The following is a 14,846-nucleotide window of genomic DNA, read 5'->3' on the forward strand; positions in this document are numbered from 1 at the left end:
GATCCAATTAATAAAAACAGGGCATAGGAAAATGACTACGCCCTGTTTTCGTTATAAAATTTGTGTTCAGCAATACTTTCGTTTGTCGATTTCCTTATTAAAACGGCTCGATGGCTTTCTCGTTTTTTCCAGTTTGAGGCTGATTTTCAATTTTTCTTGCTTCAGCTTCCTTTGGGATTTCTTTAAGGTGTTTATTCACTTCTTCTACTTGATTGGTAGTTCGAATTTCATCCATTTTCAAAAACCTCATTTCATTGAAATATCTTTGATAAATTTATTATGCCGAAGTGTTAAAGCTTTTATGTCCGGTAACTCAAACCTGCAAAATTTGAATAGACGCCTATTTATATGGCATAGTAATTACAACAAAAATACGTCAATGAGGATGAAAACTCTCATTTATATTGTGGTGACCTTTTATAAACATCGTTAAACCCGATTCAAAAACAATAATAAGGTGTTATTATGTCAATGACTTTTTCTCTTTGAAAATTGAGGATTTTAAATAAAGGCTCTGTTATAGATGAATGTTGATTTCACTGTGTTTGAAAAATAAACGGTAAAATTCCGTTTAAATTGGGAAATACCTCTATTTCCTTAAAAATAAAGGAAGTTTTTCCGTTTATATTATCCAAATCTGTGGTTTTTGTCATATTTAGAGCAGTTAATCGGAATATCTCCTCTTATATCTGCTTCTTAAACTTCCTCTTTATAAATTAGCCGGAAATTCTCCGCTTATGAATTCTTGTACCTACACGAAAATCAACAATGAAAAATAACAGAGCCTAAATAAAAAAAAGCATCCCTTTTTGAAGAAATGCACCTGTTAGCTTATTACAATATTTCACAATCTTGCTTTCTTGGATAAAACAAACTATTACTAAAAGTTTTTTTACTTTGTGTAAATATCTAAAAATGTAAAAACACAAAGATTATGCTTAACCGCTAAATACACTATCACATGTTCCAGGTTTTGGATTATAAAAACAATGTTGTTTAAATTGACCAGATTGGGGTTGACCGTACCATGTTGGAGGGCATGGAGCGTGTGGATTAAAATACCAAAGAGCAAATTTCGCTGGGAAGTCCCTCCAATAATCCAAATTCTGTTTGGCTAATCTTCTTTCAGACGTTCTTGATCTTTGATAGAATACATTCCCTTTTTGTACTGCTTCAAAGGAAAAGTTTCCTCCTTGTACTTGAAAAATAACTTGGTTAACTGTTCGTAATCCTTTAAAGTCTAAACAATTTGCAACAATACGATTCACAATGACATTTCCAACATTTAACATTCCCTGATTTCCTTCGCCTTCGGCTTCTGCTCTCATCATCCTTGCCATTAAGTCAACGTCTGAACTTCGGTAACTTACTCTTGGCATTTTTCCACCCCCAAAATATAGTATGAAAAAAAGCCTGTATTCATGTCATAGTTTATTTAATAAGAATACTTTATTTTTAATGCTTACAGTTTTTAAGTGAAATGAAAACAAAGGCTAATTTTAATAACGGAACCAAGATATATTAATCAAAACTTCCCCTCATAAGATTACGTATTTCTAAGTATGTCCTTCCCGTATGACCCCATTTGTTTGTGATGGTTATTGTGCTATTCTACCAGATTGTTGAATAAGAAATGGGATTGCCACAGCAACCCCACTGTTCAACTCAAGCCCAAGTTAGCTGAATAACAGATAATATTTTTCTTCCTTATTTTTACCTTAGAATGGATTTTCTCCCTTTATTAAAGGGAGATAAACTATATAATTTGAACCAATAAAAATATCATCCTAATCAGCTGGGAAGTGTCCGGCACCGTTCTTCTTCATCTGCACTTAAAACTTTAACTGGGGAGTGCGGAAAAGACCTCAACTTTGGCAGAGAAATGATTATGGTCCCAAGGATAATCGTCAATGCACCAATACCAGACATCCATGAAAGAGTTTCATGATAAAAAACGACTCCCAGCACCATAGCTAGAATCGGGGAAACAAAAAGCCAGGTTGACGGGAAAATTGGATTTGTCTTGGAGACAAGCCAGTAATAGAGACTGTGCCCGCCCATTGATCCAACTACTATCAAATAAAGGGACGATTCGATTGCTGCCGGACTCACTAATGCAGAAACTTGGAATTTCTCTGTCATAAGAGACAATATCATTAACAGAATCCCGCCATGCATCATTTGCACGGCATTCAAAGCAATCGGGGAAATTTTATCAAACTGTTTGATTACATTTTTTGAATAAATCGTTCCTGATGCATAAAACACTTCGCCTGCCATAATTAAGAGACAGCCACCCAGCATCAAGGAATTAACAAGAAAAGTAAAGTTCGGTAAAATAAGTAGAAAGACCCCCAGTATTCCGACTAAACATCCAATAAAGGAGCTCAAATTTGCTTTTGTTTTTAAAATAAAAGTTTGAATCAGCAGGATCATCATCGGGCCGGTAGCTGATAGGACGGCTGCGGTTCCTGATGGGACAAACTGCTCTGCCCAATATAAAGTGGAAAAAGTACCAAAAGTCAGCCCAATCCCCGTCAATAACATCTCCTTTCGAAAAAACAACCTTAGTGTAGTCTTTCTTTTTACCATCATAATGGCAAAAAGTATCAAACCTGCTAAAAAAAAGCGAAGGCCCGCTGAGAAAAAAGGCGGCACGCCTGCATCAATCCCTATTTTTATTGCAAGAAAGGTCGTACTAAAAATCAGACACATAAATGAATAAGCAATCAATACCATTTCAATTCCTCCTTTTGCTCCAGTATAGGTGAAGGATAATAGAACAGATGAAAATCATTAGACCAGATCAAGGAGAAATATGCTAAAATCAAAGGGATTGGGAGGTAAAGAAATGAATGGAGATTACTTATTTAAACAAGTATACGATTATGCATTACACCGAATCGAACTCAATGAATGGAAAGAGAATGAAAAGCTCCCTTCCATTAGAAATTTAGCCGCTGAGATGAAGGTTCATCGCTTGACCGTATTAAAGGCCTACCAGCTTCTTAAACAGGAAAATAGAGTTTATGTCAAGGATAAATCCGGCTATTATGTCCAAGCACGTAAAATTAATAATTTAGAAAGCCTAGAAAATCCGATCGTTGCTGCATATGTGCAAAAAAATCATTTATCGGAAATCCATCAGGTACCTGTTTCCTACCAATTTTCTCAGGCATTAATTGACCCAAATCTTTTGCCAAATCGCTTCATATCGGACTATGTAAAAAAAGTTTTTGATCTCTATCCAAAGGTTCTCTCCACCTACTCCACCGTTCAAGGCGATCATGAACTGCGTCAATCACTTTCTGACTATTTTAATCAGCATTATAAAACCATCACACATCCAGATCAGCTATTAATTACGGCCGGCTCCCAGCAAGCTATTCATCTTATTGCCCAAGCATTTGTTAAATCAAGAGACACTATCCTTTTGGAGCGGCCGAGCTATAGTTCTGCCATTGATATCTTTCGAGCACAAGGAGCCAATATTGTAACTGTCGATATCCATCCTTATGGATATGATTTAGAGCAGATTGAATTCATCATGAAAAAACACAAACCTCGTCTGTTTTATCTGAATCCAACCTTCCATAATCCAACCGGATACACAGTCCCAGCTGCTCAAAGAAAGCAGCTGGTCCAGTTAGCCGAGCACTACCGCTGTCTGCTAATAGAAGACGATGCTTACTACGACATCTTTTTCGAACAGGAGCCACCCCCGCCTATGTACACCTATGATACTTCCGGCATGGTGATTTATATCAAAAGCTTTTGCAAATATGTATCACCAGGGTTGCGAACCGCTGTTATGATGAACGGTCAGTCTTCTGTGATGAAATCACTGCTTGCAGTAAAATCATTGGCCGACAATGGGTCACCGCTTTTAAATCAAAAGATTTTCCTGCATTACTTTTCATCTCCTAGACTGCTGCAACATGTTGAGAAACTAAGAATTGCGCTGCAAATACGAAAGGAAATCATGGAGGAAGAACTATCCGTAACAGATTGGCAATGGACCAGCCCAAATGGTGGCTTGAATTTATGGGTACAGCTCCCAGGCCGCCTGTCAACAGAAGACTTATTAGTCAAGAGTCTGGAACAATCAATCTCCTTTGTTCCCGGCCAAATATGTGACCCCTTAAAGGAGACATCCTCATGGCTTCGGTTAAGCTATTCCTATGCCAATGAAGAACAAATCTCTGAAGGAATTAGGAAGTTTATTCATTTAGTACGCTCTACCCAATAAAGAGTAGCATCAGGAAAATGCGGAATTACAACTATAATGAAATTTCAATACTAAAAAGCCCAATTTCTAGAGAAATTGGGCTCTTATTTATTACTACATTAAAGCTCCTTTAAATTTATATTTCAAGCTTATAGTTCAGCTTTAACCTGAAATCCGTTTAAAAAGAATATTTATCAGAATCGTATATTGAGCTTATAAACATTATTCTTCAATAAAAGAGCATCTATCCACGTTAGACTCGTAGATAGATGTTGGAATTAATAGAAATTTTTACATATTTTCCACTCCAAAATAAAACAATAAAGCGAACTTGTTTTTAAGACAAAGGAGGAAATTATTTGGACCATTTAGTTATTGCACGGTCCCTGTTCGGAACAACAATGGCATTCCATATCATTTTTGCAACAATTGGAGTTGGTTTGCCAATGATGATCCTGACGGCCGAATTACTTTATCAAAAAACTAACGATAAGGATTATGCCATTATGGCAAAAAGGTGGACAAAGGCATTTGCGATTATATTGGGAGTCAGTATTCCTACCGGGACCATTGCCGGTTTGCAAATTACTTTATTATGGCCTGGATTTATGAAGGTAATCGGGACTGTTATGAGCTTGCCATTCCAGATTGAAATCTATGCCTTTTTTTTAGAGGCATTGTTTATGTCCATTTATGTTTATGCTGCAGACAGAATCTCTCCGTGGATGAGAAATGTGAGTCTTTTTTTCGTGGCATTGGGCGGATTGGCATCCGCAGTTTTAATCACAAATGTTCATGCCTTTGAGGGAACTCCGGCCGGATTTGATATTAAGAATGGGAAAATTGTCAACGTCGATCCATGGGCTGCGTTTTTCAATCCGAGCTTTGGCATTAACGCCTTACATGTCGCTGTTTCAGCCTATATTGTCGGCGGGTTCATTGTAGCAATGGTAGCGGCCTTTAAAATGCTAAAAAGCGAATACGGAACAAGAGTCTATAAGTTCCATCAAAAAGCGCTCATGGTCAGTCTCATTGTTGGAGGGCTTTTCTCCTTATTTACCGCATTAAGCGGACATGAAACTGCTCAATCGCTCTATCATTATCAGCCTGAAAAATTAGCTGGAGCAGAAGGGCTGTTTAAGACCCAGGCATATGCACCGCTGACGATTGGCGGCTATACGGACGCAAAAACGGAATCGGTAAAATGGGGAATTGAAGTGCCATGGGGGCTCAGTTTTCTTGCGGGAAATCGGTTTGATACGGTTGTGAAAGGACTGAATGATTTTCCGCAAAAATATTGGCCTCCCTTATTCATCCATACCCTGTTTAATGCAATGGTAGGGATTGGTATGTTATTACTGTTAATTGCAGTGGTCGGATTTATTTGGAACAAAATATTAAAAAAGGAACGCTTCCCGAAATGGCTGCTGTGGACCTACGTTGCCTGCGGCCCGCTTTCCATTTTAGGCATCGAATTCGGTTGGATTTTTGCATGCACCGGCAGGCAACCCTGGACAATTTATCGGAAGCTGTCAACGGCTGACTCTGTAACAACAGCAGGAAATCTTGGAACTCTGTTTATTTTGTTTGTTTTGGTCTATATTGTTTTAGCTGTCTCTGCTATCTTGGTTCTTTTATATTATTTTAAAAGGAATACGGTCCTTGAAGATATCAATCGTGCGGAGCGGAACAATGTTTCACTTACCTAAGGAGGGAAAATAGATGGATGTTTACCTTGCCATAACGGTATTATGGGGATTTGTGTTTATCTATTCCATCATGGCAACAATGGACTTTGGCGCCGGATTTTGGTCGATGATCTACATCAATCGCACAAAAACAAAAGCTACCAATATTGCGAACCGCTATCTTTCCCCAACGTGGGAAGTAACAAATACCTTTATCGTTGCCTTGGTGGTCGCGATTTATAGCTTATTTCCGAAGGCTGCATTTACACTTGGCACCGTTTTGTTGATCCCAGGAAGCATGATCCTTCTTCTTCTGGCAATCAGAAGTGCGTTCCTGGTTTTTTCTCATATTGCCGAAGAGTATAAAAAACCGCTGACGTATGTTTCGGGGATATGCGGAATTTTAATTCCGGGCTTATTGATAAGTGTTCTGCCAATCACCCAAGGGAATTTTGTTGATTTCTCTAATGGAGGCCAAGAATTAAATTTTGCCGGTCTATTTTCAAGCATGAATGAATATGCCTTTTTTGCGTTTGCCATAACCAGTACACTGTTTCTTTCATCGCTGTTATTGGCAGATTACTCCAAGGCTTCTAATGAAAAGGAGGCCTATGATACATATCGTCGCGATGCTCTGATTATGGGGCCGCTATCTCTTATAACCGCGCTTCTCATTATGATTACGTTAAAAAGCGAAGCCGGCTGGCTCTATGATAAAATGATTCAAAATCTACCTTTTTTGTTTTTATCATTACTTCTTTTTCTAGTCGGGGGTATTGGTTTAATCCTGCCCTCCTTTAAACCGGAGTATCGAGGGATGCCGCGTGTTTCTGTTATTGCCGTTACGCTGCAATATATGACAGCAAGCTATGTTTATGGACGCGCTCATTTACCATACATCATTTATCCTAAGGTAACGATTCATTCCGCTTTTACGGATCCGAACTCTTTTCGGGCCGTATTCATCACGTACATTGTCGGGTTCGCAATATTGTTCCCAGGCTTCGTCTGGTTTTGGAGCTTGTTTATGAATGACAAGCGCTATTTAAAGATAAAAAAGCCTAAAGCGGATATAAAATAAAGACCGGAATAAGAACTGCTTTTTTTTAATTCTTCTTGAATCACAAACGACGGGTTTTCATATAATTTGCACTACTCTTTCTATTACACATCAATAAATCACCGTTCACTACAAACCATACTAATTTATGGAGTGGTTCGTAGTGAACAGTTTTCAGCATTTTCACTATTGAATTATGGAATTAAATCACTTTGACAGACTCGTCAAGTTTTATTTTGCCTTCCTCTGTTAGAAAAATAAACCAACGATTTCGAAATGCAATTTGTGGACCGTCTGCAAAAACATGAGCTTCCATTTTCAGTGCTTCAGGTATAGGTCTCGGATGCTGACTTTCTACAACAGATTTATCCTCATCTAACACCTTAAGGCTATATTTGGAGAAGATCCCGTCCATAAAAGGGACATTCCTTGCGAATGTACGGCCAGCATACCCAAATATCATTGTTTCCTCTTCATCAATGGGTGTAAAGGTTATATAATTGATGAATGCATTTTTACTAGTCTCAACACTTCGCAGCTCCGTTAAACTTCCATCCATGGTAGTGACACATTATAGTATCATCTTTCACACAACCTAGAGATAAATCTGCACCTCTATGAGGACAATAGGCGTGAAGTGCATTGATCTTGCCTTGTCTGTCTCGGAACAGGACTATATTTCGCCCAATAACTTTTCGTCGAATGGGCTTTTTTTTAATCTCAGTAGCAAAACATATAGCATACCAAGCTGAGGGGAAAACACGGTTAATGTTATCTTCCATTTTTTATTCCTCCTCTGATGTGATTGAAAAAAGAGTGTAACTAATATTCATCAAAAAAGATGTCTATAATGACAGATTAGAAAAATTGGCAGTAAGATTTCAATATAACTATTAATAACATTTTATATTCATCAATTGACAAAACAATTCCATTTGAGAAGAAGGTAACAATATAAAACTGCATAACGAGGAAAAATTCTAAAATAGTTTGTACTACAAGCTTTGTAATAATATAAATTCTCGGAGGAACTGGAGTATTTCGTAAATAATATATCGATATTTTTAAGCTCAATGTATTTATCCATATTTTCCTATTTCTATTCAGCATAAATGAAAGTTAAATTTGGAATTCTATATAACAACCAATTCTTTTTTATCTATTTTATTTTGTACATCCCTTCTCTTTTATGATTAAGCTATGTAATCAGATTTCGTTATCAACAATTACTAATTTTTACAAGGTTGACAAATCCGTATAAAACAGGTGATTTTGTGAAGACTTTCTTAGTTCTGATAAATATTGTACTTCCTTTGATCATGTTTTTTCTATCGAAAATCAGGGTAAATTTCCGTCTTGTTTTTAATGTAATTGCATTTTTTTCGGCAATTATTTTTGAATGTATTTCTTCTCTATCTATTTACGAAATCATTAAAGATAAAACCGTTTTTATGACAAATATCCATTCCATCTTCCTAAATCCATTCTTCTTAGCAACCGGGGGATATTTAGGGATATATATAGTTTATCGACTAATAATACTAACCAAAGATGGTGGATGATTTTTTACATTTTGAAGTTCAGTTATTTTCCCTAATCCATGAAATAAAGGATGGGATTTCAATCAAAAAATGATTCTTAGCATACGAAATTCGCATTTTGTCGGCACTACTTCTTATTAAACTCCTATTGTATCTTCGAATTTCGCGCCCTTCTTCAGTTTTGCTTCGATATCATTAGCGGTCTTTTCATCTTTGACCAAAATATGACGAGCGCGAATATCTGGTTTATAGGCAGCGAATGCATCCTTCAGTTCCTTGTCGGTCACTTTAATCGTGTTATAAACGGCTTTTTGCTGGGGAGAGAAACAAACAAAATGATAGAAAAAAGGGGAGATTCTACGTCTCCCCTTTTCTAATTCTTCTTATTCACCTGTTGGTACTTTAGTTGTTTGAACTTGTTTCTGATTTTTCCCTTTAGGGCCCAAATATTGATAATCATTTGGGTTAACAGGTTTAAATCCTGGTGGAGTGTAGAACCGCAATAAGTCTTGATTTACCACTTTGTCAGACATATCCAGTTCATTTATCACTTGATTGTTAATCGGTTTACATGAACTTTGATCCGTCATTAAGTTTCCTGTATTAGAATCGTAGCATTTGCCGCTTACTTGAATGACTTTGTTTGATACAAAATCTCCATTTCTAAATAATGCCCAATCCCGGTGCTGAGGTGATAACAAATCCGAACCAAATTCAATATAGTTCTTAGTATCGATTCCCAATAAATGAAGAAGTGTCGGACGAACATCGACTTCTCCGCCAATTTGGTGCTGCACTCCGCCTTTTACACCTGGTACGTGAATAAATAACGGAGTCTGTTGCAATTTCGCATCCATCACTGGTGTAATTTTAGGCACACCCAATACTTTGGCCATGGCAGTATAATGGGCGCTGGATAAGCCGTAATGGTCTCCATAAAGAATGATAATCGATTTATCATAAAGACCGTCTTTCTTCAATTGATCGAAGAATTGTTTAAGGGCTTCATCCATATAATGTGCTGATTGGAAATAATCATCTACAATCTGGTCACCAGTATTTCCTGCTGGGAAATTCGTATCACCCGGATCCATTTCGAACGGAAAGTGATTCGATAACGTAATAAATTTCGTATAGAATGGCTGTTTCACTTGCTCCAACATTGGTACTGATTCCTGGAAGAATGGAATATCTTTCATCCCATAGTTTTTAACATTTCCCGGTTTTGTCATATCAAAATAGGACGCATCAAAAAATTGGTCATAACCCAATTGTTTATACATGGAGTTACGATTCCAGAATGTCTTGTAGTTACCATGGAATACGGCTGTCGTATATCCTTTTTGATCCAAAATCGCTGGAGCTGCCTGGTACGTATTTTGATCCTTATTAATAAACACTGCACCAGACGATAATGGATATAAAGAGTTTTCCATTAGGAACTCAGCGTCTGATGTTTTCCCCTGTCCCGTTTGATGATAAAAATGATCAAAGTAGAAGGTGTTTCCATCATGTGCTAGTGAATCCAAAAATGGTGTAACTAATTGTCCATTTGGCATCCGATAATCAATCATAAAGTTTTGGAATGATTCCATTGAAACATAGATGACATTCATCCCTTTTGCTTTTCCAAAGTACACCGGATTTGGAGGAGTATAAGTTGAATTCCTATAATTTTCTATATTCGTAATATCACTGCTGCTGGCCATAGCCCTTTGACTAGTTGCCTCGATATTTTGAATGATATCAAAAATCGTAAAGTTATATGCCCCCAAGTACTTCACTAAGTAGTTTCTATCAAAAGAACGTGATAATAATTGTGGCCGATCTTTTTCTGCTAATCCAAGATTAAAAAGAAAAACAGTGACGGCAAACAAAAATATCATTTTAAAACCGGATCTTTTTGGAGAAACAACTTTTTTGAATATAGTCAGCGCAAGAATAATTAAGATGATCGTATCCGAAAAATAAAAAACGTCAGTAAATGACATTAAATTGGCAGCACTGCTCCCTAAATCTCCCGCATTTGATTTTGCTTGCATGAGCACAGGAACCGTTATGAAATCACTAAAAAACCGATAATAAACAATGTTTGCGTACAAAAGGAACGACAAAATGAAATTAATGATGATCATTATTTTTTTAGTATGTTTTTTAGAAAGAAAAGCCAATCCCAAAAATAGCAATGCAGAACTTATTGGGTTAATGGCCAATAAAAACTTCTGCAGATTATCACTAATTCCCAATTTAAATACGTTTTGATATGCTACATACGTTTTGATCCAAAACAAAAAAACAGCAATGGCAAAAAATGTTAAATGACTATTTTTAATTTTCTTTAATAGTCCAATCTTTTCCATTTCAAATCTCCTCTCACTTCCAACTCAACGTCAATAAACAAACTTCAATTACTATAACATAATTTCTTAAAAAATAAACTTTGGAAAAATAATAAATTTGCAAGATTAATATAATGCTCGTCCGAATTTTTTTTATATTACCATACACAAACAAATATTGTAATAGCATTCTCATCTTTTTTATTTAGCTTTAAATTCCTTAAAAAGGCATACTTTATAAATTTAAAATTATGTTCCTTAATTTTTGCTTAATTTTAATGAAATACAGAGGAGTTGAAGTATTTAGAAATAATTAGAAAATCAAATTCATTGAATTTGTATGCGTTTGCATGTATAATTATAAATGGGTCGGATGGCAAAGGTGGCCATCATGGTATACAGCGTAGGTGGGGCTGGTACTCAACAAGAGCGAATGAGCTCTATTTTTTTTGTAGTAAAAAAGGTGGGCGTTCATTTCATACCTTGCAACACATAAAAATACACCGCCCTTTATATTCTTCCACCATAAAAGATTCTCCCCTCACAAACAGAATAAACACAGCTCAAATGAATCGAACTGTGTTCATTCTTTTTAACATTTTGGATTTCAGTAAAATTACAGCATTTTATATATTTCAATTAAGTTGCCATCAGGATCGCGAAAATGGGCAACACGCGCTCCCCATTCCTTACGGTCGTGCGGTTCATTTATAAATTCAATTTCTTTTTCTCTGAAACGGTTATAAGCCTTATCGACATCTTCAACTTCAAATTGAAGTAAGAAACTTGATTGGGACTCAGCTTCTAATGGCTTACTTCCATCGCCAACCAATTCGGCCATCGATTTTCGTGATACAAGCTCAATTTTCGTCTCCCCATTATTGAAAAGTGCATATTCCAAATTTTCCTCGTACCAGCTAACTGGAAACCCTAATAAATCCCTGTAAAATATTGCGCTTTTTTTAAAATCTTTGACCAAAATTCTTATTTGCAGCAACTTCATATCGAATACCTCCTGAAAAAAATTATCGAAGATCCGCCATCATTCTCAAATATTGAACAATTCGTCAATGATTCCTATATTCCTCTTTGATTCATGTAACGAATCTACTTTGTTTTCCGGATAAATAAAATACTTTATCGTTACATCGCCAATCCTGTTGGGAGTTTTCTCTGTTTCATTTCACTATTGTTGGATTAATTTTTTGAGCCTTCATTCCTTTCGTTGCAAGTCTAAAATCTCGGACATCCATATTAAATTGGTCTATTTTCCACACATCATTTACTTTTAACACCATTATATAGTCAGTGAATCTCCCCCACTTAATTGTATGGGTAATTGCATAGTAGCGAATATCTGGCTTTTTCGTATTTTTATATTCTTCAATTCGATAGTCTTTGTCTTTTCCACTTCTATTTATTGAGGGATCAACACTAATTCTCTTTTTTTCATTACTTGTAAAAAGCCCCCAAAGAGCTTTCTTATTCCCTTTAACAAAATACTGACAACCTTTCATTGCCACTTCCCAAGGCTGGTATCCGTTTTTGTCTTTTTCATTCGCACTGAAAGCCACGAGGGCAAACAGTACTAACATAACCATAACCAATCCGATGCTTAGGGTTTTTTTCATCAAACGCAACTCCCTACCAATGGTGATGACAACATAATCGCCTCACTTTCTATTCATATAAGGTTTGTTTCATAAGTTAATATTTTAATTCCTAATTTCCATATTTCTTTTAAAATCTCCTGCATACTTCTAGCCTATTTGTACATAATCTATTTGTCTCTGAAATAGCAGCCTTCTTTCATAAAAAACTTGTATCAAAATCTAGATATGATAAATCTGTTATTCCTAAAGCTGCGAATTAAAGCGTTTAGTATATAACTCTGAAATATCATCATAAGAAGAAAAGTCTGGTTCATTTTGCTAATTCACTGTCGTCTGATTGTTAGGATGCTTGAATGTTGAATAATATACGCCAATAGGACGTAGCTCATTATTTCTCGCGATGCTAGAAGCAGTCCTTTTTATATTGAGATTCAAATCATATAGAATCGCTTCAAGTTATGAATTGTCACAATCGATGTTTTCAATGTACAATAACAATGTAAAAAAGTGACAATTTTCGAAAAAAGATTAATAAAAATGAATCTTAAAATGATCCAAATGGGAGAGATATATATGGAATATCAAATTAAAGGAAGCACAATGCAATCTTTACTTCTTAAGCTAGAGCAAGGTGACTCAATTTACAGTGAGGCTGGTTCCCTTCTTTCAATGTCACCAACAATTGAACTCGAAACTAATTTCACCGGCGGTATTGGTGGTGTTTTCAAACGGGTCGTAACTGGAAACTCTGCTGTGTTAAACCATTTCAAAGCGTTTCACGGGGATGGACATGTTTCATTTAGCACTCGAATGCCAGGTCACATCTTACCGTTACAAATGGAGCGTTACAATTCAGTACATGTTCAACGGCACAGCTTTTTATGTGCAGAAGAATCGGTATCCCTCAATGTCGTTGGTAATATGGGATTAACAGGTTTTTTCGGTGGAAATGGGCTGATTTATAACAAGTTGAACGGAAGTGGTTTTGCATTCATTTCGGTAGATGGAGAAGTTAATGAACATTATTTAGAAGCAGGCGAAACAATTTTGGTACATCCAGGACATCTCGCTGCATATGATTCGCGAGTATCTTTTGAGCTACAAAGACTCAAAGGATTCAAAAATATGTTTCTCGGTGGAGATGGTATATTTTTAGTTAAACTCACTGGACCAGGAACCATTTGGTTACATACATTAAGTTTGCATGGCGTTGCAGAGGTCTTGATGCCCTATATGACATCTCGTTAGTATATAAATTTCTGTAAAAACAAAACAAAAATCCTTACAATACTCCATTAAGGAAATATCCAAAAATCAGTACTATTTTAGAGTTTATATATTGTTTTAACCCTTGGTGAAGTCATGTAACCAAGGGTTATCATTTTGACTTAAAAAAGCTTAAGGCTAGTAGGAATCTTTTCCCCTTTTTCATCTATTAAATAAAGAAGTAGACGCCATATATGAACGTAAAGTGTTGGATCATTTACTAAAAGTATTTAGGATGGAAATTTCTTATGCTAAACCTATCTACGTATTCTAAAGGAACTATATTTAACTTAGAAGTGTAAAATCATTCCTTTTGGTTAGCTTGTCAGCTACTAAATAAATGACAAAATAAATCGGAAAAGAGTAGTAATGTTTCCAATAAATCGGGTCATATATATCCAATAAATGAAAAAAAGGTTCTCCTACAAATGATGCAAAAAAAGCAAAAATTACACCCTTATAGGTAGGTTTTATTTGTGGTTTTACTTGAATTAAAATCATGATCGAAACAGGCATTATGCAGAGATCAAATGGTAAATAAGCAGGGAGAACTGGAAACATCGGATATATATAATGCCACGCTTTTAACTGCATGCCGATTGCGTCAAAGCTAACTGAAACAAACATAATAAATAAACCTGAATAAAAAAGTCGGTCAGAACTATTTCCTCTTCTTATTAAGAACCAAATGATCCAACTTAATATCGATAAACACATTCCAAACCACCAACGCCAAGAAAACAGTACCTCTTCTTGCCATATTTTAAACCTTGTTTCATAACCTTGATTTATTAAATTCAGTCCTTTATACATTTCATAGTGTAATCTATCCAAAACCATCACCCAAAATTTATAGATGATATTAAAATCCCCTATTATTGTTAAACTAATCTGCCATCTAAATAATGATCACATGGAAAAATGAAGGCAGGAAACCGGGACGAAAATTTGGATAACAATATTGCAGAAGGAGCTCTATTACATTTTTTCCAAAATTCTAGGAAAAGCTTGTATATAATGTAGAAAGAGCAATTAATTGCCTAAATTTTGAGATTGCTGCCCTTAACGGGGGACAACCTGGAAGAAGGAATGCCTATTTTCTCAGGCATTC

The 14,846-nt window shown here is 35.9% G+C and carries 12 protein-coding genes and 1 pseudogene; 4 read left to right on the forward strand and 9 right to left on the reverse strand.

The annotated features are described in order from the left end of the window. Positions 1-97 precede the first annotated feature (97 nt). The 3 genes from HPT25_RS21725 to HPT25_RS21735 form a co-directional block, all read right to left on the reverse strand. Positions 98-235 carry a hypothetical protein gene (locus HPT25_RS21725; protein ID WP_173069159.1) on the reverse strand — a complete coding sequence of 46 codons (138 nt, stop codon included), beginning with the start codon at positions 233-235 and terminating at the stop codon, positions 98-100. 703 nt (positions 236-938) lie between these two features. Continuing rightward, positions 939-1,379 carry a cell wall hydrolase gene (locus HPT25_RS21730; RefSeq protein WP_173069162.1) on the reverse strand — a complete coding sequence of 147 codons (441 nt, stop codon included), beginning with the start codon at positions 1,377-1,379 and terminating at the stop codon, positions 939-941. A 412-nt stretch (positions 1,380-1,791) separates the two neighbouring features. Further along, positions 1,792-2,739, reverse strand: a complete 948-nt coding sequence (locus HPT25_RS21735; RefSeq protein WP_173069165.1) for a DMT family transporter — start codon at positions 2,737-2,739, stop codon at positions 1,792-1,794. 112 nt (positions 2,740-2,851) lie between these two features. Between HPT25_RS21735 and HPT25_RS21740 the strand changes: the two genes are divergently transcribed. From HPT25_RS21740 to HPT25_RS21750, 3 genes are all read left to right on the forward strand, one after another. Continuing rightward, positions 2,852-4,249 carry an aminotransferase-like domain-containing protein gene (locus tag HPT25_RS21740; protein WP_173069168.1) on the forward strand — a complete coding sequence of 466 codons (1,398 nt, stop codon included), beginning with the start codon at positions 2,852-2,854 and terminating at the stop codon, positions 4,247-4,249. A gap of 338 nt (positions 4,250-4,587) precedes the next feature. After that, positions 4,588-5,937 (forward strand): cytochrome ubiquinol oxidase subunit I, encoded by a 1,350-nt coding sequence (locus HPT25_RS21745; RefSeq protein ID WP_173069171.1) that lies wholly within the window; start codon positions 4,588-4,590, stop codon positions 5,935-5,937. Positions 5,938-5,950: 13 nt separating this feature from the next. After that, positions 5,951-6,997 carry a cytochrome d ubiquinol oxidase subunit II gene (locus HPT25_RS21750; protein WP_173069174.1) on the forward strand — a complete coding sequence of 349 codons (1,047 nt, stop codon included), beginning with the start codon at positions 5,951-5,953 and terminating at the stop codon, positions 6,995-6,997. A gap of 181 nt (positions 6,998-7,178) precedes the next feature. Here HPT25_RS21750 and HPT25_RS29410 read toward each other — a convergent pair. The 5 genes and pseudogenes from HPT25_RS29410 to HPT25_RS21770 form a co-directional block, all read right to left on the reverse strand. Beyond that, positions 7,179-7,758 (reverse strand): annotated as a pseudogene (locus HPT25_RS29410) (Rieske 2Fe-2S domain-containing protein). Between the two features lie 896 nt (positions 7,759-8,654). After that, a complete protein-coding gene (locus HPT25_RS28480) occupies positions 8,655-8,804 on the reverse strand; it encodes a hypothetical protein (RefSeq protein WP_376767958.1) in 150 nt (49 codons plus the stop codon). Between the two features lie 96 nt (positions 8,805-8,900). After that, the gene (locus tag HPT25_RS21760; RefSeq protein ID WP_173069177.1) at positions 8,901-10,877 is read right to left on the reverse strand and encodes an LTA synthase family protein; all 1,977 of its coding nucleotides are present in this window, start codon (positions 10,875-10,877) and stop codon (positions 8,901-8,903) included. Between the two features lie 595 nt (positions 10,878-11,472). Next, positions 11,473-11,859 carry a VOC family protein gene (locus HPT25_RS21765; protein WP_173069180.1) on the reverse strand — a complete coding sequence of 129 codons (387 nt, stop codon included), beginning with the start codon at positions 11,857-11,859 and terminating at the stop codon, positions 11,473-11,475. 175 nt (positions 11,860-12,034) lie between these two features. Further along, positions 12,035-12,487 carry a hypothetical protein gene (locus HPT25_RS21770; RefSeq protein WP_173069183.1) on the reverse strand — a complete coding sequence of 151 codons (453 nt, stop codon included), beginning with the start codon at positions 12,485-12,487 and terminating at the stop codon, positions 12,035-12,037. A 555-nt stretch (positions 12,488-13,042) separates the two neighbouring features. On the opposite strand from HPT25_RS21770, the gene HPT25_RS21775 reads away from it, so the two are divergent. Further along, positions 13,043-13,717, forward strand: coding sequence for a TIGR00266 family protein (locus HPT25_RS21775; protein ID WP_173069185.1), 675 nt, complete (start codon positions 13,043-13,045; stop codon positions 13,715-13,717). A gap of 303 nt (positions 13,718-14,020) precedes the next feature. Here the strand turns inward: HPT25_RS21775 and HPT25_RS21780 are convergent, their stop codons facing one another. Then, positions 14,021-14,548, reverse strand: a complete 528-nt coding sequence (locus HPT25_RS21780) for a CBO0543 family protein (protein ID WP_217269790.1) — start codon at positions 14,546-14,548, stop codon at positions 14,021-14,023. Positions 14,549-14,846 lie beyond the last annotated feature (298 nt).

The organism is Neobacillus endophyticus (genome assembly GCF_013248975.1).
Classification (GTDB): domain Bacteria; phylum Bacillota; class Bacilli; order Bacillales; family Cytobacillaceae; genus Neobacillus; species Neobacillus endophyticus.